14 protein-coding genes and 1 tRNA gene are annotated in these 17,779 nt (G+C 61.9%); 5 read left to right on the forward strand and 10 right to left on the reverse strand.

The window, feature by feature from the left end:
• The first annotated feature begins 36 nt into the window (after nt 1-36).
• Entirely contained in the window at nt 37-3,525 is a 3,489-nt protein-coding gene (gene metH / locus AC6IZO_RS04920) for a methionine synthase (protein WP_497808570.1), read from the forward strand.
• 70 nt (nt 3,526-3,595) lie between these two features.
• Here the strand turns inward: metH and AC6IZO_RS04925 are convergent, their stop codons facing one another.
• From AC6IZO_RS04925 to AC6IZO_RS04945, 5 genes are all read right to left on the reverse strand, one after another.
• Complete coding sequence (locus AC6IZO_RS04925) at nt 3,596-4,198, reverse strand: hypothetical protein (RefSeq protein WP_497808572.1); 603 nt, start codon at nt 4,196-4,198, stop codon at nt 3,596-3,598.
• 194 nt (nt 4,199-4,392) lie between these two features.
• A tRNA-Ser gene (locus tag AC6IZO_RS04930) sits at nt 4,393-4,482 on the reverse strand.
• A gap of 137 nt (nt 4,483-4,619) precedes the next feature.
• Nucleotides 4,620-5,087, reverse strand: a complete 468-nt coding sequence (tadA, locus tag AC6IZO_RS04935) for a tRNA adenosine(34) deaminase TadA (RefSeq protein WP_497808574.1) — start codon at nt 5,085-5,087, stop codon at nt 4,620-4,622.
• Nucleotides 5,088-5,198: 111 nt separating this feature from the next.
• A complete protein-coding gene (locus AC6IZO_RS04940; protein ID WP_497808576.1) occupies nt 5,199-6,296 on the reverse strand; it encodes an agmatine deiminase family protein in 1,098 nt (365 codons plus the stop codon).
• A gap of 8 nt (nt 6,297-6,304) precedes the next feature.
• Entirely contained in the window at nt 6,305-7,171 is an 867-nt protein-coding gene (locus AC6IZO_RS04945; protein WP_497809924.1) for a carbon-nitrogen hydrolase, read from the reverse strand.
• A 192-nt stretch (nt 7,172-7,363) separates the two neighbouring features.
• Here AC6IZO_RS04945 and AC6IZO_RS04950 point away from each other — a divergent pair, with 192 nt between their 5' ends.
• Nucleotides 7,364-7,870: a Fur family transcriptional regulator gene (locus AC6IZO_RS04950; protein ID WP_497808578.1), complete on the forward strand. Its 507-nt coding sequence runs from the start codon at nt 7,364-7,366 to the stop codon at nt 7,868-7,870.
• Nucleotides 7,871-7,989: 119 nt separating this feature from the next.
• On the forward strand, nt 7,990-8,970 hold the full coding sequence (locus AC6IZO_RS04955) for a DHH family phosphoesterase (RefSeq protein ID WP_497808580.1): 981 nt from the start codon (nt 7,990-7,992) through the stop codon (nt 8,968-8,970).
• Between the two features lie 49 nt (nt 8,971-9,019).
• On the opposite strand, the gene AC6IZO_RS04960 is transcribed toward AC6IZO_RS04955, so the two are convergent.
• The 3 genes from AC6IZO_RS04960 to AC6IZO_RS04970 form a co-directional block, all read right to left on the reverse strand.
• Nucleotides 9,020-9,319 (reverse strand): hypothetical protein, encoded by a 300-nt coding sequence (locus AC6IZO_RS04960; protein ID WP_497808582.1) that lies wholly within the window; start codon nt 9,317-9,319, stop codon nt 9,020-9,022.
• Nucleotides 9,320-9,515: 196 nt separating this feature from the next.
• Nucleotides 9,516-9,791: an anti-sigma factor family protein gene (locus AC6IZO_RS04965; protein WP_497808584.1), complete on the reverse strand. Its 276-nt coding sequence runs from the start codon at nt 9,789-9,791 to the stop codon at nt 9,516-9,518.
• Between the two features lie 19 nt (nt 9,792-9,810).
• On the reverse strand, nt 9,811-10,422 hold the full coding sequence (locus tag AC6IZO_RS04970; protein WP_497808586.1) for a sigma-70 family RNA polymerase sigma factor: 612 nt from the start codon (nt 10,420-10,422) through the stop codon (nt 9,811-9,813).
• Between the two features lie 196 nt (nt 10,423-10,618).
• On the opposite strand from AC6IZO_RS04970, the gene AC6IZO_RS04975 reads away from it, so the two are divergent.
• Together AC6IZO_RS04975 and AC6IZO_RS04980 are read left to right on the forward strand one after the other, a co-directional pair.
• Nucleotides 10,619-11,701 (forward strand): hypothetical protein, encoded by a 1,083-nt coding sequence (locus tag AC6IZO_RS04975; RefSeq protein WP_497808588.1) that lies wholly within the window; start codon nt 10,619-10,621, stop codon nt 11,699-11,701.
• Nucleotides 11,702-11,908: 207 nt separating this feature from the next.
• Nucleotides 11,909-14,194: a lytic transglycosylase domain-containing protein gene (locus AC6IZO_RS04980; RefSeq protein ID WP_497808590.1), complete on the forward strand. Its 2,286-nt coding sequence runs from the start codon at nt 11,909-11,911 to the stop codon at nt 14,192-14,194.
• Between the two features lie 75 nt (nt 14,195-14,269).
• Here the strand turns inward: AC6IZO_RS04980 and lspA are convergent, their stop codons facing one another.
• Both lspA and ileS read right to left on the reverse strand, forming a co-directional pair.
• A complete protein-coding gene (gene lspA, locus AC6IZO_RS04985; protein ID WP_497808592.1) occupies nt 14,270-14,764 on the reverse strand; it encodes a signal peptidase II in 495 nt (164 codons plus the stop codon).
• Nucleotides 14,764-17,586, reverse strand: a complete 2,823-nt coding sequence (gene ileS, locus AC6IZO_RS04990; RefSeq protein ID WP_497808594.1) for an isoleucine--tRNA ligase — start codon at nt 17,584-17,586, stop codon at nt 14,764-14,766. Before ileS ends, lspA begins: the two co-directional genes overlap by 1 nt.
• Nucleotides 17,587-17,779: the final 193 nt, after the last annotated feature.

Raw genomic sequence — 17,779 nt, forward strand, 5'->3', positions numbered from 1 at the left:
ACGGTCGATAGAACCGCGGCGAGGCACAAGGAATCTATGTCTGACTTTCTGAAGGCACTGAACGAACGCGTGGTCATCTACGACGGCGCGATGGGCACCAACATACAGTTCCGCAACCCGACGCCCGACGACTACTGGGGCAAGGAGGGCTGCAACGAGCTGCTCGTACTGAGCCGTCCGGACATCATCCGCGACATCCACGCGGAGTATTTTGCCGCCGGCTGCGACGTGGTGGAGACCGACACGTTTGGCAACACACGCGTGGTGCTGGCCGAGTACGGCTTGGAAGACAAGGTCCACGAACTGAACTTGGCGGCTGCCAAGCTGGCCCGATCCGTCGCCGACCAATTCTCCACGCCCGACAAGCCGCGCTTTATCGCCGGGTCTGTCGGCCCGACCACCAAGCTGCCCTCGCTCGGCCATATCAGCTTTGATGACATGGTGGCGCTCTACGTGGAGCAGATGGATGCGCTGCTGGAAGGCGGCGTGGATGTGCTGCTGGTGGAAACCTGTCAGGACATTCTGCAAGCCAAGGCCGGTGTGGTTGCCGCCTTTGACGCCATGAAGAAGGCCGGTCGCCGCGTCCCCGTGCAGGTGCAGGTGACGCTGGAGGCGACGGGCACGATGTTGCTCGGCACGGAGATTGGCGCCGCGTTGACCACGCTGCAGGCGTTCGACGTGGACGTGATCGGCCTGAACTGCGCCACCGGCCCGCGCGAAATGAACGACGCCGTGCGCTACCTGTGCGAGTACTCCGAGAAGCACGTTTCCGTGCTGCCCAACGCAGGCCTGCCGCAGAACGTGGGAGGCCGGGCCGTCTACAAGCTGACTCCGGAGGAACTGGCTGAGTATCATCGCCACTTTGTCCTCGACTATGGCGTGCGCGTGGTTGGCGGCTGCTGCGGCACCACGCCCGCGCACCTGGCGGCGGTGGCAAAGGCTGTCAGCGGTCTTACGCCGAAGCCTCGCAAGGTGAGCAATGCTGCCTCCGTTGCCAGCGCCTATAGCTCCGTGCCGCTTGACCTGGAACCGAAGCCGCTGATCGTGGCCGAGGAGATGAACACCACCACGCGCATGGAGCACTTCCGCAACCTGGTGCGCGCCAAGGACTACGACGGCATTCTGACGCTGGCGAAGAAGCTGGTGAACGAAGGCTCGCACATGCTCGACCTGTGCTGCGCCATCGTTGGCGAGGATGAGAAGGCGCACATCTCCGGTGTGCTGGAAAAGATCGCGACGCGTATTCCCGCGCCAATCGTGGTTGATTCCACCGAAGCCGATGTGATTGAAGAGGCGCTGAAGCGCATCCCCGGCAAGGCCATCATCAACTCCATCAACCTCGAGGATGGGGAGAAGCGCTCCAGCCGCGTGCTGCCTATGGCGCGCCGCTACGGTGCGGCGGTCATCGCGCTCACCATCGACGAAGAGGGCATGGCACTGACGGCGGAGAAGAAGACCGCTATCGCGCACCGCATCCATGGCCTGGCGGTGAACAAGTACGGCGTTGATCCGCGCGACCTGATCTTCGACGCGCTGACGCTGCCGATCTCGACCGGCCAGGAGGACTACCGCACGGCGGGCATTGAGACGCTCAAGGCCGTCGAGCGCATCAAGAAGGAATTGCCCGAGTGCCGCACCGTGCTGGGTGTGTCGAACATCTCGTTCGGCCTGAACACCTATGCGCGGCGCGTGTTGAACTCGGTCTTCCTGAGTGAGGCGGTGGCGCGCGGCCTCGACGTGGCCATCGTCAATTACAGCAAGATTTATCCGCTCTATAAGCTGCCGGAAGCTGAAGTGGAGCTGGCGCGAAAGCTCGTCTTTGCCGACTGGAGCGCAGGCGATCCGCTGCAGAACTACATGAAGCACTTTGAGGCGCGCAAGGGCGTGAAGGAAGTGGTGACAACCGCTCACATCGAACGCCTGACGCTCGAAGACAAGCTGAAGTTCTGCATCATTCAGGGCGAAAAGATGGTGGGCGAGGGAGAGCAGAAGCAGACGCTGGAGCAACTGCTGGAAACTGCGCTCACGCAGGGCTACACGCCTCTCAACCTGATCAACACCGTGCTGCTCGACGCCATGCGGACCGTCGGCGACCTGTTTGGCGCGCGCAAAATGCAGTTGCCTTCAGTGCTTGATTCCGCTGCTGTTATGAAGGCCGCCGTCGCACACCTTGAGCCGAAGATGGAGAAGACGGAGGGCTCGCACAAGGGAACCATGGTGCTGGCCACGGTCAAGGGCGATGTGCATGACATTGGCAAGAACCTCGTCGACATCATTCTGAGCAACAACGGCTTCAAGGTCGTCAACCTCGGCATCAAGCAGCCGGCGGAGACCATCATCGAGTCCGCCAAGGAGCACAACGCTGACGCCATCGGACTCAGTGGCCTGCTCGTGAAGTCGACACTCGAGATGAAGTACGTGGTGCAGGACCTGCAACTGCAGGGGCTGAAGTATCCCGTCATCTGCGGCGGCGCGGCGCTCACGCGCAAGTACGTGGAGGATGATCTTCGCCGGGAGTACCAGTCCGCGGTCTTCTACGCCGAAGACGCGTTCGCCGGTCTGCACGCGATGGAGAAGCTTTGCGGCAGTGAGCGCGAGGCCGCTCTTGCCGAAGGTCACGAGGTGAAGGAGTTCACGCGACCCGTGGCAGAGGAGGTTCCCGACGCTCCGGCGGCTCCGCGTGATGCGATTCCGGAGGCGCCGATACCGCAGCCGCCATTCTGGGGCGTGCGCAAGACCACCGATTTCGAGCTGTCAACGCTGTTCGACTACATCAACGAGACGGCGCTGTTCAAGAACCAGTGGCAGCTCAAGACCGCCGCGCAACACGATTACCTGCGGCTGGTGGAAGAGAAATATCGTCCGGTTCTGCGCGGCCTTGAGAAGGACGTGATCGACGCCGGTTGGTTCACGCCGAAGGTTGTCTACGGCTACTGGCCATGCCAGAGCAACGGCAACGACCTCATCATCTATGAAGCGCGCGAGGGCGTGAAGGCCGGTGCGGCGCTGCCTGCCGACCTGAAGGAAATCCAGCGCATCACGCTGCCGCGCCAGCGCGACGGACGCCGGCTCTGCATTGCAGATTTCTTCCGGCCGCAGTCGTCGGGCGTGGCAGACGTCATCGGCATGAGCGTGGTCACCATTGGCGAGCAGGCCAGCCACGAGACGCAGAAGCTGTTCGAGGGCGGCGAATACACGCGCTATCTCTACATGCACGGCCTGAGCGTGGAGACCGCCGAGGCACTCGCGGAGTACATGCACAAGCGCATCCGCACCGAGCTTGGCATGGCCGGTGACGATGCCGAGCGCATCAGCGACCTCTTCCATCAGAAGTACCGTGGCGCGCGCTACTCGTTTGGCTACCCGGCGTGCCCGAACCTGGAAGATCAGACGAAGCTGTTCGCGCTACTCAAGCCCGAGGAGGCCATCGGCGTGCGCCTCACCTCAACGTATCTTCTGGAGCCCGAGCAGAGCACCTCTGCCATCATCGTGCACCACCCGAACGCCAAGTACTTCGTGGTGTAGCACGGCTCGGAGGTACACAGAAAAGCCCCGCACCTGGCGGGGCTTCTTCTTTTGCGCGCGAGCGGCGCAGCTACTCAATACGCATATCGCTCTCGTAATCGACGACGAGGAAGCGGTCGGTGACGTGCGCCGAGCGCATCTCCAGTTTGTCCAGGCTGACGGGGTAGCCGCTGGTTTCGGTGGACTTCGTCAGCGTCTCGCGCAGCATGGTGGCGGCGTTGATGCTCATGCCGCTGGGGACCTTGTTGCGCAGAAACGGATTGAGGATGAAGTTGATCTCCGAGCTGTCGCTCAGGCGGTCAATGCGCGCATCGGTTACGCCGATGACCTCGCCCTGCGCGGTCGGTGCCAGCGAAATCGTGGTGTTCATGGAGATGGGCACGCCGATGCAGCGGCCCGCGATCTGCTTGCCGTAGTGTCCGGCGGTGTGCACGCGCACCAGAATGCGGTCGCCCGCGAAGGAAAGATGCGGGTCTTCCACGTAGAGGTTGCACGCCGAGTGAGGATCGCCCTTCAGATAGTAGCGGCCATCCGGCGTGTTAAAGACGCGCTGCTTGAGCGTGCGCTCCAGCGAGCCAATGGAAACCTTGAACTGCGCGGCCTGCGCCAGCGGCGCGGCCAGTGAAATCATCAGGAACAGGGAAACGGAAAGAAAAGGAAACCGGATCTTCATGCCTTGCCGGGCCGCCAACGGATTTTGCGCGAAGAGTCCTGCCCGCCGCAAACAGCGGTGCAGCGCATGCGCAATGCAAGGAGGCCCCTCTATCAAGAATACGCCGCATTCAGGATGGCGCGGACGCGAAAGGCCGGTGAACAGTGGAGTGTGCCGGAAAAATCAAAAACCCGCATGAATTGCGGGTTTGTAGATGGCGGAGAGGGAGGGATTTGAACCCCCGATAGGCTTTCACCTATGGCCGCTTTCGAGGCGGCTCGTTTCAACCACTCACGCACCTCTCCGCGTGGTTGCAGGAAGCTATCGCTTCTCGAACAGTGTAACAAAACTGGCGCGTAGCGTCACGGGAGCCGCCCGAAGATCAGTGGAAAACTCGTATTGCCCGCATGGATATCTCGCGGAGAGCGCAGAGCTGCGGGCGTTACAGGCGCTCGCGGCGTGCGCGGAAGAATGCCTGCAGCATCGCCATGGAGCGGGCGGCGAGGACGCCCGGTGTGACCTCCACGCGATGGTTGAGCGCCGGGTGGTTCAGCACCGCGAGCGCGCCACCGACGGCTCCGGCCTTGGGGTCTGCGGCGCCGAAGATGAGCCGCGCAATGCGCGCGTGCGTAATGGCCCCGGCGCACATGGCGCATGGCTCCAGCGTGACGTACAGCTCGCAGCCCGCGAGCCGGTAGTTGCCGAGCGTGCGAGCGGCCTCGCGCAGCGCCACAATCTCCGCATGCCCTGTGGGGTCGCCGGTGGTGATCACCTGGTTCCAGCCGCGCCCGACAATGCGGCCCTCGGAGACGACGACGGCGCCAATTGGCACCTCTCCGGCGGCCTGCGCACGCACGGCCTCACGCAAGGCTTCTTCCATCCAGAGTTCGTCGTGGGGCTGGTTGCTCATCGCATTCATGGTACACGGAGGCCGGTCGCGACCAAAGGCCTGCGGCAATTCCGCGCAAAAGCGAGCAGCCCCGGAAGTCCAGGGCTGCTGAGTCGTATGCGAAGCTCGCAGCTACTTCGGTTGCTGCTGCGTCATGCAGTGGATAGCGCCGAGGCCCCAGATGAGGTCGCCGGAGTAGATGGGGATGACCTTGTGCTTGGGCATCGCCTTCTGGATGATGGTCAGCGCCTTCAGGTCGTTCGCGTCGTTAAAGGTCGGCACCAGCACCACGCCGTTAAAGATGTAGAAATTGGCGTAGCTCGCCGGCACGCGCTGTTCGTCAATGATGACGGGCGCGGGCATGGGCAGCTTGATGACCGTCAGCTTTTTGCCAGCGGCGTCGGTGGCCTTGGAGAGGCGCTCGAAGTTCTCCTTGAGCGGCTTGTGGTTGGCGTCGCGCGGGTTGTCCTCCCAGGCGGCCAGCACCGTGTGCGGAGCCACGAAGCGGGCAATGTCATCCACGTGCCCATGCGTGTCGTCGCCGGTAATGCCGCGCCCGAGCCAGATGACCTTCTTCACGCCAAGCAGGATGTTGAAGACCGCTTCGAGGTCGGCGCGCTTCAGCTCCGGATTGCGCTGCTGCACCTTGCTGAGCAGGCATTCCTCGGTCGTCAGCAGCGTGCCGCGGCCGTCCACGTCAATGCTGCCGCCTTCCAGCACAACGTGGATTGCATCATCGTTGGTGAGCACCACCGGGTCGAAGGCAGGCAGGCCAAGCAATTCGGCAATGTGCGCGGGCAGTTCGTTATCCAACTGCCAGTTCTTGTACTTGGCCCAGGCGTTGAAGCGCCAGTTTGTCAGCGCCACCTCGCCTCGGCGGTTGCGCACGAAGATCGGCCCGGAGTCGCGCGTCCAGCCGCGATTGGTAGGCCAGCGGTGGAAACGAATGTTCTTCTCCGCTGTGGGCAGCACGTTGGCAAAGGCTAGCACCTTGCGCGCGCGGTTCTCGTGGGCTTCGTCATTCACCACAAGTTCCACGCGGCCGGCGAGCGAAAGCTGGCGCACGATTTCGGCGTAGACGTAGGGAATGGGTTCGAACTTGCCCGGCCAGTCGCTGCGGTTGTGCGGCCACACCATCCAGGTGGCGGCCATAGGCTCCCACTCGGCGGGCATGCGGTAGCCGAGCGACTTCAAGGTTCCAGGGACTGCGGGCGCTGCTTGCTTCTTCATCTTGCTCCTCAAATCAACATGCGTTCGGTGATCTGCCCGTAGGCGTCGATGCGGCGGTCGCGCAGGAATGGCCAGTTGCGGCGAATCTCCTCCTGCAGGCGCGGATCGATTTCACCGATCAAAATTTCTTCGCGGTCGTGCGCGGCCTGGGCGATGACGCGGCCAAAGGGATCGGCCAGGAACGAGCCGCCCCAGAATTCAAGTCCTGCGCCCTCGGCCTGGTTGCCGCGGATGTTGCCAGTCTCGTGGCCCACGCGATTCACCCCGGCAACATAGATGCCGTTGGCGATGGCGTGCGCGCGCTGAATGGTGCGCCAGGCGTCGTATTGCGCCTCGCCCCACTCGGCCTTCTCCGCCGGATGCCAGCCAATGGCGGTGGGGTAGAAGAGCACGTGCGCGCCCTGCAGGGCCGTCAGCCGCGCACCCTCCGGGTACCACTGGTCCCAGCAGACGAGCGAGCCGATCTTGCCTACGCCGCTCTCAAAGGCCTTGAAGCCGAGATCGCCGGGCGTGAAGTAGTACTTCTCGTAGTAGAGCGGGTCGTCCGGAATGTGCATTTTCCGGTAGATTCCGGCTACTTCGCCGCGGTTGTCGATCATCACCGAGGTGTTGTGGTACAAGCCGGCGGCGCGGCGCTCAAACAGCGAGACGTTGATGGCAACCTTCAACTCACGCGCCAGGGCCACAAAACGCTGCGACGTGGGGCCGGGGATCGGCTCGGCCAGGTCAAACAGCGCGGTGTCCTCGCGCTGGCAGAAATACTGCGTCCGGAACAGCTCCGGCAGGCAGATGACCTGCGCGCCACGGCGGGCGGCCTCGCGCACATGCTCTACGGCGCGCTCCACGTTATCGTCGGGCTCCGGAGAGCACGACATCTGGATGAGTCCGACTGTGAACTTCTCAGCCAAGGCTTTTCCTCCTGCACACACGAAAGCTCAAGAATAACAAAGTCGGGGCTTACCCGTATGGTGCCGCGCCGCGCAAAGCGGACGAAAAACGTTCGCATGGCAATTGAAGATGATATTCTTTCGCCGAAGCGGAAATTCCGCAGCTTCACCGATCGCAGGATGGCACCGAGCTCACAGAAACGGGTTGATGATCACTCCTCCCTCTCGCGCGAAACCATGCGCGAGGCTGAGACCATATTTCACGACCACCTGAAGCGCGTGGGGCTGAAGCACACCTCGCAGCGCGACGTCATCGTGCGCACCTTCATGGAGACGCGCGATCACCTGTCAACCGACGAACTCTACCGGCTGGTGAAGAAGAAGGACGCGCGCGTGGGCTTCACCACGGTCTACCGCACGCTCAAGCTGCTGGCCGAGTGCGGCCTCGCGAGTGAAGTGGCTTTCCATGACGGCGTGGCGCGTTACGAGCATAAGTACAACCGGCGCACGCATCACCACATGGTCTGCACCGAGTGCGGCAGCTCGGTTGAATTCTTCTCGCCGGAAATTGAAGAGATCGAGCGCGAAATCGGCCGCAAGCACCACTACACCACCACGCGCCACACCTTCCAGATTTACGGAATCTGCGAAGCCTGCCGCAAGAAGATGGCTGCGCGTCCCGCCTAGGTTTCAGACGGTCCCCGGGTCTGGTAAGATAACGGATTCCGCCACAGCGGGTGCGCCACCATGCGCGCCGCACGGCAGGGCACAGGGCCTGACGATGCAGGTCCGGGCAAGGGGAGCCAGTGAACGTTCGCGTTTTCTACCACGACCGGTGTTTCGATGGGAGTTGTTCGGCCTCGCTGTTTTCGCGCTTCTACCGTGAGCGCATCCGCTCCAACGCGGAGTTCCAGTATTCCGGCCTGCTGCATCGCGCCGGCGCGCTGTTCAATGAGGACGACTTCACCGGCGACGAGAACGTCATCGTCGACTTCAAGTACAGCACCTCGCCCAAAATCACCTGGTGGTTTGACCATCACGAGAGCGCGTTCCTGACTCCGGCTGACGCGGAACACTTTGAGCAGCAGTCCAGCAATCGCATGTTCTACGATCCGGACTTCACCTCCTGCACCAAGCTGATTGCCACCGTGGCGCAGACGCGCTTTGGCATGGACTTGAAGCCGGTGGAGGAGATGGTGCACTGGGCCAACATCATCGACGGCGCGCTGTACGAGAACGCCGAGGTCGCCGTCGGGATGAAAGAGCCTGCAATGAAGTTGACAATGGTGATCGAGGCGAGCCAGGACAACGTCTTTGTCCCGCGCCTGATTCCGCTGCTGGCGACGCGGCCGCTGGGAGAAATTCTGGAGGAACCGTTTGTGGCCGAGCGCATTCCGGCCCTGCTGGAGCGTCACCACCGCTCCATCGACATCCTGCGCAAACACACGATCTGCGAGGACCGCACGCTCTACTTTGACGTGACGCAGTACGAACTGGAAGGCTACAACAAGTTCGTGCCTTACTACCTGCATCCGGAGAGCATCTACAGCGTAGGCCTGAGCAAGAGCAGCTTCCGCGTCAAGATCTCCGTAGGCTCCAACCCGTGGACGGAAGTTGACCCGGCCAAGATGGTGAACCTCGCGAAGGTATGCGAGCGCTACGGCGGCGGCGGACACGCCCGCGTCGGTGCCATCAGCTTCCCTCCGGGCGAATGGGACCGCGCCCGCGCCGCGTGCAAGGAAATTGTGGACGAGTTGCAGGCACACGTGCGCGAACACGGCGCATAGGCACTCTCCGCGCTAACGCAGAGCGTTCAGTCTTCCCGTTGAATCAGAATCAGGCGGCGCGGCCGAGATCCTCGGCCGCTTTCGCCGGAACCCTCTGTGCCTGCCCTTCGGCCTTTGGCGGAAGAACCTTCATGCTTTGCCAGTCATACGGAAACTCCTTCCCGCAATCGAGGCATACCACATACATCCCCGTCTGGCGGGCGGCATCCGGAACCGGATGCATACCCCTGGCGGAGATGGGGAAGCTGTAACGCTTGTGCCAGCACCCAAAAACCACGTCGAACAAATTGGCGAGCATAAACTGCCCTTTCAGAGCACTCCTACGACCACCGGCCCCCACGACCGGCATGTGGAGCACTCCTTTACAACAGTTTGATTCCTGGGCGCGTGCACGGATGCAGATTAAGCGGAGGAGGGAGGCTTGCGGGAAGGGAGCAGCCAACCGCGAGGAGAGATAGTTCCGAAGGCCTTCATATGGAATGAGTTAGCAAAAGAGAAGCCGGGCATATAGCCCGGCACCGTGAAACCGTTTGACGTGCAGCCGATTACTTCTTGGGTTCTGCCTTGGCCTCGGCGACAGGCTCCTTCTTGGAGCACGCGCACTTGGAGACGATAGCCGATTGTAGACGCGAACGAAGATCATCGGGGAGTTCGTAGAGTTGCGATCCGCGGTAAATCTCAATGGTCCGCTTGGTTGTATTGCAGACAACGTAGCAGTTGTGGCACCAAGTCAGGTGTTCTTCCAGTTCCGCCTTGGTGCGGGCATCCATCGAGTTGTCGAGGTAGTCGGTCAGCTCGTTGAGAAAGTCAGAGCAAGTCACGGTTGCAACTCTCCATTACTCAGTCACGTCTTTTAAAGTACTTGGTCAAACGCTCCCGCAGTTGCAGGCGCGCCCGCAGCAGTCGGCTTTTGACGGCGGGAACGCTCAGGTTCAGCGCTTCCGCGGTCTCTTCCGTCGACAACCCTTCCACGTCTCGCAGCACGAACACGGTGCGGAAGCTTGCCGGCAGACCCTGGATGGTTTTACCCAGAATCTCCTTCAGCTCCGACTGGTTGTAAAGCTGCTCCGGATTCGGAGACCAGTCCGCGATTTCGCGCGGCATGGAATCTTCTTCCGTCTTCACATCCTCATCCAGAGAGACCATGCGCTCCGGACGACGTCGCCGCAACCGCATCAACGCTTCATTCACGGTGATGCGAACCAGCCACGTATAAAATTTCGACTGGCCCTGGAACTGGGCCAAATTCTGGTATGCCTTCAGGAATGCATCCTGAACCACGTCCTCAGCATCTTCGCGATTCTGCGTAATATGCTGAGCAATGCGGAAGACATTCCGGTCATACCGGCGAACCAGCTTCTCGAACGCCGCTACGTCGCCCGCTCGGGCGGCATCTACCAGCGGCAACTCTTCACTGGTTGGCTCACCTATTTTGGTTTCGATGGCTTCCATGCTTTTGTCGATTCAGAGTTTTCGATTCGCTTACGATTTCTATTGTAAATGCTCAATGGCCGTTCCGAATAGGGGAGGGAATCTGGAGTGACTTTCGTGTGGTGCCAAGTCAGGTTCCTCACGCTCCCTCGATTGACACCATGATGCCTCCCTCGGATAATCCAAAGCCAAGCGGATTTTTCCGCGCAGGCCTGACGTGTCTGATCAGAATGCAATCCGGGATATGGTGGCGCGCATCACGCGCGACGTGCTGGAGTACCACCGCGAGATGATTGAGCGCGGCATTGCCGAACGCTTTGCCGAGGAATACCGGCCACCGCGCGGCACCACCGAGCTGACAGAAGCAGCCGCCTCCATTCGTCGACCGTCCTCACAGGCTGAGATATTGGAAGCGCTCCTGAACGGCGTGGCCAAATTTGCCGAGCGCTGTGGACTTCTGATTGTTCGCGGCAATAACGCCGCGGGTTGGCAAGCGCGCGGATTTGCGATGGACGCATTCCGGCGCTGCGTACTCGACTGTTCTTCCGGAGAGGCCGCCCGCGCGATGCACTCTCATGGGGCCGTCGTTGCCAGCCCGGAGGCGGTCTCAACGGCGATGGCCGCAACGCTTGGCTCCGAGCCGTTGGCCTCTGCGTTGCTGGTGCCAGTCATCATCCGCGACCGCGTGGTGGCACTTGTGTATGCGGAGAATTCCGGAGAGCCGGATACCGCCGCCATCGAATTGCTGGTACACACGGCAGAGATGTGGCTGGAGATTCAGGCATACCGCAAGAACCAGCCTGCGGAAGCTGCTGCTGCAACGCCGGCTCCGACTCATGCCGCGCCCGCACAGGCTTCCATCACACATGCAGTTCCGCCGCAGCCTCGCGGGCAGGTAGCTGCGCCGGTAGTGGCGTCGGTTCCTCACACGCCTGCCCACGCAAGCGCCGTGCCAGCCAATGGCGGCGCACAGAGCCATACGCCTGCTGTTCAGGCTGCTGCCGCAACGGCCCCGGCCGCTACGCAATCACAAGCGAGCCCGGAGTTGCAGGACAAGGCGCGCCGCTTTGCCAAACTGCTTGTGGAGGAGATCAAGCTCTACAACCAGCCGCGCGTGGCCGAAGGGCGTTTGCACCACGATCTGCTCGACCGCCTGAAGGTCGACATTCAGAAGAGCCGCGACGCGTACAACAAACGATTTGGCGCGCTGGTTCCGGAGCCGGACTTTTTCACCGAGGAGATTGTCCGAATTCTCGCCCAGGGCGACCCGGCACTGCTCGGGGGCACCGTTCCGCGTTAAACTATCAGTAACGTCATGCGTCACAAGCTCCTAACTTCCGTAGTGATTGCAGCCGTTCTTGGCTGCACAGTGGTTTCCTGCGCGCAGGAAGCAAGCGAAAACGCGCCTGTAAAACATAAGCAGGCCACCAAAGCCAAGCCCAAAGCCTCTGTAAGAAAGAGCGCCGCAAAGAAGGCTGCGGATAATTCTGCGGAGGAGCCTTCTTCCGTGAAGAAGAAGAGTTCCAGCACGGCAGCGAAGAAAACTGCCAAGGCTCCCGTGATCGCCGCGAAGAAGGGCCCTGCCTCCAAGCAGAAAGCGGCCGGTAAGACAACGACTGTGAAGAGGGTTTCCCCGGCGAAGGCGCAGCGCATGAACCGCGTGTTCGTGGCCTCCAGCGACCTGAAGCCGATGGCCCTGCAGTTGATCGCCGCGCGTACGCCTTCTGCCTACCAGGGCGTGGAGAGCTACGCCGCACGGCACGCCGGGACCGACGCCGGTTCAATGGCGAGCCTGACGCTGGGCTACGCGCACATTCTCGATAAAGACTACGCACGCGCGGTGCCCGAACTGGCCAAGGCCGCCAAACATGCGGGCGAACTCGCCGACTACGTGCGCTACCTGCAGGGCGTTGCCTATGACGGGTTGAACGACAGCGAGAAGGTTGTAATCACGCTGAAGGACTTCGAGCGCAACTTCCCGGAGTCGATCTTCCTGCGCGAGGCCAACGACCTTTACGGTGCGGCGCTGGCGAGCACCGACCCGCAGACCGCCATCAGCGTGCTGGAAGCCCAGAGAGTTCCCGCGCGCGCAGCTACGGAGCTTGCCCTCGGCCGTGCCTATCTGCACGCGGGACAGGCACCGAAGGGCATGGAGATTCTGCGGCATCTCTACTTCAGCATGCCAGCCGCGCCGGAAGCCACAAAGGCTGCAGTGGAAATGCAGGGGCAGGGCAGCACGCTGGCAGGCACGTTGCAGGAACACCGCATGCGCGCGCAGGCCTTGGAGCGTGCCGGACGCTGGGCCGATGCCACTGCCGAGTACCGCGCCACGGTGCCTGAAGCTCCAGAAGAAATGCGCGCCGCGTTGCAGGTTTCACAGGCGGCTGCCATGAAGAAGGCTGGCGACGTCACCCGGAGCCGAATGCTGCTGGAAAGCCTTGCTGCAACCGGCGACACCGAAGCGCAGCGTTTGGTGCTGCTGGCGGAGATTGCGCGCTCGCAGGACAACGACAGCGCGTTCCTTGACTACGTGACACGAGCGAGAGAGGCTTCCGCGAGCAGCCCGGCGATGGAGCCGGCGCTGCTGCTGCTTGGCAATTACTATTTGCTGAAGAAGGATTACGACAACGCCATCGCGGCCTATCGCGAGTCCCAGCAGCGCTTCCCATCGGGCTCACGAGCCAGCTATCTGCACTGGCGCGCGGCTTGGCTTAGCTATCGCATGGGGCGGGTGGCGGACGCGCGCAAGGCCTTCGACGACCAGATTGGCTGGTATCCCGCGACGCTTGAGGTGCCCGCGGCGCTCTACTGGCGCGCCCGCATTGCCGAGAGCGATGGAGACCTGCCGAAGGCCCGGGATTACTACACCAAGCTGGCCACGCGCTTCCGCAATTACTACTATGGCTACATGGCGGGCGTGCGGCTCACGGAACTGCCGCGCACGAATCAGACCTCCACGCATGACATTGCGCTGGATCGCATTCCTCCCACCAGTTCCATTGCGCCGGACGCGATGGAGACCGTTGCTCCGGAAACAGACCTGCGCGTGGAGAAGAGCCGGCTGCTCCTCAATGCCGGGCTGACCGATTTTGCCGTGCGCGAGTTGCAGGCGGCCGGAGGCGGCAATGGTGCCAACTGGGCGACGCTGGCGATTGCGCATCTTTACCAGGATGCCGGGCAGTCACATCGGGCGCTGCAGTTCGTGAAGAAGGCGGTGAGCAACTACTACTCGCTCGACCTGCCTGCGCTGCCGCGTGCCTACTGGGAGATCCTCTTCCCGAAGCCATACTGGAGCGACCTGCGGCGTTATTCGCAGGAGAGCGGGCTTGATCCGTATATGGTGGCGTCGCTCATCCGCCAGGAAAGTGAATTCAACCCCGGAGCGGTTTCTCGCGCCAACGCCTACGGCCTGATGCAACTGCTTCCGGCGGTCGGCAAGGCTGAGGCCAAGCAGGCAGGCGTGAAGCGCTTTACCACCGCAAGCCTGCTGCAACCCACGACCAACCTGCAGCTTGGCACGCGCTACTTCCGCAAGATGGTGGACCAGTTCGAGGGGCAGGTGGAGTACGCACTGGCCGCCTACAATGCGGGCGCTAACCGCGTGGATGACTGGCGTGCCGGTGGGCAGTATCGCGATATTCCGGAGTTCGTCGAGTCCATCCCGTTCACCGAAACGCGCGAATACGTGCAGGCCATTGTGCGCAACGCGCAGGTCTATCGTCGCCTCTATCCGCAGGACGCAATCCGCACGCAAGCGCAGGGCGGACACACCTCAAGCAGCGCTTCCGAATAACACGCGCCTCAATTGCGCAAGAAGAAAGCCGGGCAATCGCCCGGCTTTGTTTTATGCGTCAGTATTCGGGAAGGTCTATTCGGCAGCTTTCTTCGGAAAGATGATCTCAAGCATCAGCAGGCAGGCGCCCACGACAATGGCGCTGTCGGCGACGTTGAAGTCCGGCCAGCTCCAGTTGCCGTAATAGACGTGGAGAAAATCCGTCACGCGCTGCCGCACCACGCGGTCCCACAGGTTGCCAACTGCACCACCCAGCACGAGCGCCAGCGACACGTTGAGCAGGCTCCATTGGCTTCCGACGCGCCAGAGGATGACGCCGATGGCGATCATGGCGACCGACGAGAACGTGACCAGCACGCCCACGCGAACCGCCGCCGGTGCATTCGCCAGCAGGCTGAACGCCGCACCCGTGTTCTCCACATGCGTGAGACTGAACAGGCTGGGGATCACCGGAATCGATCCCCAGTTCAGTTCAATGTGACGCTCCACCCACAGCTTGGTCAGGCGGTCGAGCGCAATGACGAACAGCGAGATGGCATAGAGCCATGCGCGGGTGCGGCCAGCATTCATTACTGCTGCGCTCCGGCCTGTTCCTGTTCAATCACCTTCAGGGCCGCGCTGCAACGCTCGCAGACAGTGGGGTACTTCGTGTCTTCGCCCACGTGCGTCGAGTAGTTCCAGCAGCGTTCGCACTTGGCGCCCGCAGCCTTGGAAGCCTCGGCGGTCACCGTGTCGCCTTCGCCCTGCTTCAGTTCCACGGTGCTGACCACAAACAGCGACGGCAAGTACGCCACGTAACGCTGGAGCAGACCATACGTCGCGCCGCCAGCGGTCAGGGTCACATGTGCCTCAAGGCCGTCATTGATCGTCTTGTTCTTGCGCAGTTCTTCGAGCGCCTTCAGCACGTCTTCACGCACCTTGAAGAGCTGGTCAAAGTCGGCCTCGATGCCAGCCTTCTTTGCCGGGTCGCCAATCTCGCCGGTGAGGTCGTGCTCACTGGGGAACAGTGCCAGATGCACACTCTCCGGACGCGACAGCAACTGCGGCAGGTGCTGCCACACCTCGTCTGCGGTGAAGCTGAGCAGAGGCGCCACCAGTCGCGTGAGGGCCTCGCCAATGCGCCACAGAGCGGTCTGTGCGCTGCGGCGTTCGCGCGAGCTGCGCGGGAAGGTGTAGAGGCGGTCGCGCAAGATGGAGAAGTACGCCGCGCTCAGGTCAACCACTACGAACTCATTCAGCCGCTGGTAGACGCGATGGAAGAGCATCTGGTCATACCAGGCAAGCACTTCCTGCACAAACTTTGAAGTCCGCAGCAGCATGTACTGGTCGATCGGCTCAAGTTCGTCGAACATCAACACGTCATGCGCGGGCACAAATCCGTCAAGGTTGCCGAGGATGTAGCGGAACGTGTTGCGGATCTTGCGGTAATTTTCCGCCACGCGCTGCATCAGGTTCTCGCTGGCAGCCACGTCCTCGCGGAAGTCGACCGACGCGACCCAGAAGCGGACGACTTCTCCGCCCATGCGCTTGGCAATGTCAACGGGGTCTACCGTGTTGCCGAGTGACTTGGACATGGCGCGGCCCTGCTCGTCGAGCGTCCAGCCGTTCGTGGCGACGGCCCTGTAGGGCGAGGCTCCATGCAGGCCCACGGCGCAAAGCAGGGAAGAGTGGAACCAGCCGCGATATTGGTCGCCGCCCTCAAGGTAGAGGTCGCTCGGCCAGCGCAGTTCTGGACGCACGTCGAGCACAGCGGCCTGCGACGAGCCGGACTCGAACCACACGTCGATGATGTCCATTTCCTTGCGGAAGTCGGTGCAGCCGCATTCGCACTTGGTACCCGCCGGCAGAATCTCCGCTGCGCTCTTGGCGTACCAGGAGTCAGCGCCCTCCTTGCGGAACATCTCGACCACGGCGCGGTTGGCATCCTTCGAGTGCAGCACCTTGCCGCACTTCTGGCAGAAGAAGACTGTGATGGGCACGCCCCAGATGCGCTGGCGCGAGATGCACCAATCCGGACGGGTGGCGACCATGTTTGCAATGCGCTCCTCGCCCCACGCCGGGTCCCACTTCACCTTCTTGATCTCATCGAGCGCGACGCTGCGCAGCGTGCCTCCGTCGAGCTTGCCCTCCATCGAGATGAACCACTGCTCGGTGGCGCGGAAGATGACCGGCTTGTGGCAGCGCCAGCAATGCGGGTATGAGTGCGAGATGTTGGCGCGGCCCATGAGCACGCCCCGAGCCTTCAGCATCTCCACAATCGGCTCATTCGCCTCAAAAACCTTCTTGCCCTTGTACTCGTCGAGGCCCACGGTCAGGCGTCCGGCTTCGTCCACATAGCAGGTGGGGTCGATGCCGTATTTCACGCCGGTGTAGAAGTCGTCCGCACCGTGCGAGGGAGCCGTGTGCACCGCGCCGGTGCCCTGGTCCATGGTGACGTAGTCGGCGTTTACGCCAAGAATGACGCGGTCGAGGAACGGGTGCGCAAAGGTCTTGCGCTCCAGCACTGAGCCGGGGAAGCGCGCAATGGTCTTCAGCTCCTCGCCCAATCCGCAGTTCTTTGCCGTCTCGGGCGCAAGCTTTTCGGCCACGATGTACGTCCATTCGCCACAGTCGAGCGCGACGTACTGCTCCACCGGGTTGAAGGCCACGGCCATCGAGGCCGGCAGCGTCCAGGGCGTGGTCGTCCAGATGATGGTGGCGACCTTGCGGCCCTTGAGCGCGGAATCAATCTCTTCCGGCGTGCTGGTCAGCGCGTAGCGCACCCACACGCTCGGCGAGGTGTGGTCGGCGTACTCCACTTCGGCCTCAGCCAGAGCGGTCTTGTCATGGATGCACCAGTAGACCGGCTTCAGGCCCTTGTAGACCATGTCCTTATCAAGGAAGGCGAAGAAGTTCTCCGCCACGCGCGCCTCGTATTCGGGAGTCATGGTCGAGTAGGGATGGTCGAAGTCCCCGAAGACGCCGAGGCGCTTGAACTGCTCGCGCTGCGTGTCCAGAAACTTCTCGGCATACTTGCGGCATTCCGAACGGACGGCCAGCGGGTCCATCTCCAGCTTCTTACGGCCAAGCTTCTCGTCCACCTTGATTTCGATGGGCAGGCCGTGGCAATCCCAGCCGGGGATGTACGGCGAATCAAAGCCGGACATCGTCTTGGACTTGACGATGAAGTCCTTCAAGCACTTGTTGAGCGCGTGGCCGAGGTGAATGGCGCCGTTGGCGTAGGGCGGACCGTCGTGCAGGATGTACTGCGGCTGGCCCTTGCGCGAGGCGCGGATCAGCTCATAAATCTTCAACTCCTCCCAGTGCGCGAGCATTTTGGGCTCGTTGGTGGGCAGGTTGGCTTTCATCGGAAAAGCTGTTTTCGGCAGATTGACGGTTGCCTTCAGTTCCACTTGGGGTTCTCTCTCCAGCGCGAAAAACGCAATCTATATAAACCAACATTATACGGGACGCGGGGCGCCGCGGCATTGACGCTTGCGGTGCGCCGCCACACGTGCAGAGGAATCCACAAACGCAATGGAACTCGCGCGGCTTTCCTCGTCCAACCCGGCAAGACTCTGTTAACTTATCAGTATGCAGGAGGAT

The sequence above is a fragment of the Oryzophilus luti genome (assembly GCF_059726245.1).

Excerpts from the sequence above, each read along its gene's own strand:
- AC6IZO_RS04925 (WP_497808572.1), bottom strand. The coding sequence starts at position 4,198 with ATGAAGATCCGGTTTCCTTTTCTTTCCGTTTCCCTGTTCCTGATGATT.
- lspA (WP_497808592.1), bottom strand. The coding sequence starts at position 14,764 with ATGAATGCTGGCCGCACCCGCGCATGGCTCTATGCCATCTCGCTGTTC.
- AC6IZO_RS04950 (WP_497808578.1), top strand. The coding sequence starts at position 7,364 with ATGGCACCGAGCTCACAGAAACGGGTTGATGATCACTCCTCCCTCTCG.
- AC6IZO_RS04945 (WP_497809924.1), bottom strand. The coding sequence starts at position 7,171 with ATGTCGTGCTCTCCGGAGCCCGACGATAACGTGGAGCGCGCCGTAGAG.
- tadA (WP_497808574.1), bottom strand. The coding sequence starts at position 5,087 with ATGAGCAACCAGCCCCACGACGAACTCTGGATGGAAGAAGCCTTGCGT.
- AC6IZO_RS04940 (WP_497808576.1), bottom strand. The coding sequence starts at position 6,296 with ATGAAGAAGCAAGCAGCGCCCGCAGTCCCTGGAACCTTGAAGTCGCTC.
- AC6IZO_RS04970 (WP_497808586.1), bottom strand. The coding sequence starts at position 10,422 with ATGGAAGCCATCGAAACCAAAATAGGTGAGCCAACCAGTGAAGAGTTG.
- metH (WP_497808570.1), top strand. The coding sequence starts at position 37 with ATGTCTGACTTTCTGAAGGCACTGAACGAACGCGTGGTCATCTACGAC.
- AC6IZO_RS04960 (WP_497808582.1), bottom strand. The coding sequence starts at position 9,319 with ATGCCGGTCGTGGGGGCCGGTGGTCGTAGGAGTGCTCTGAAAGGGCAG.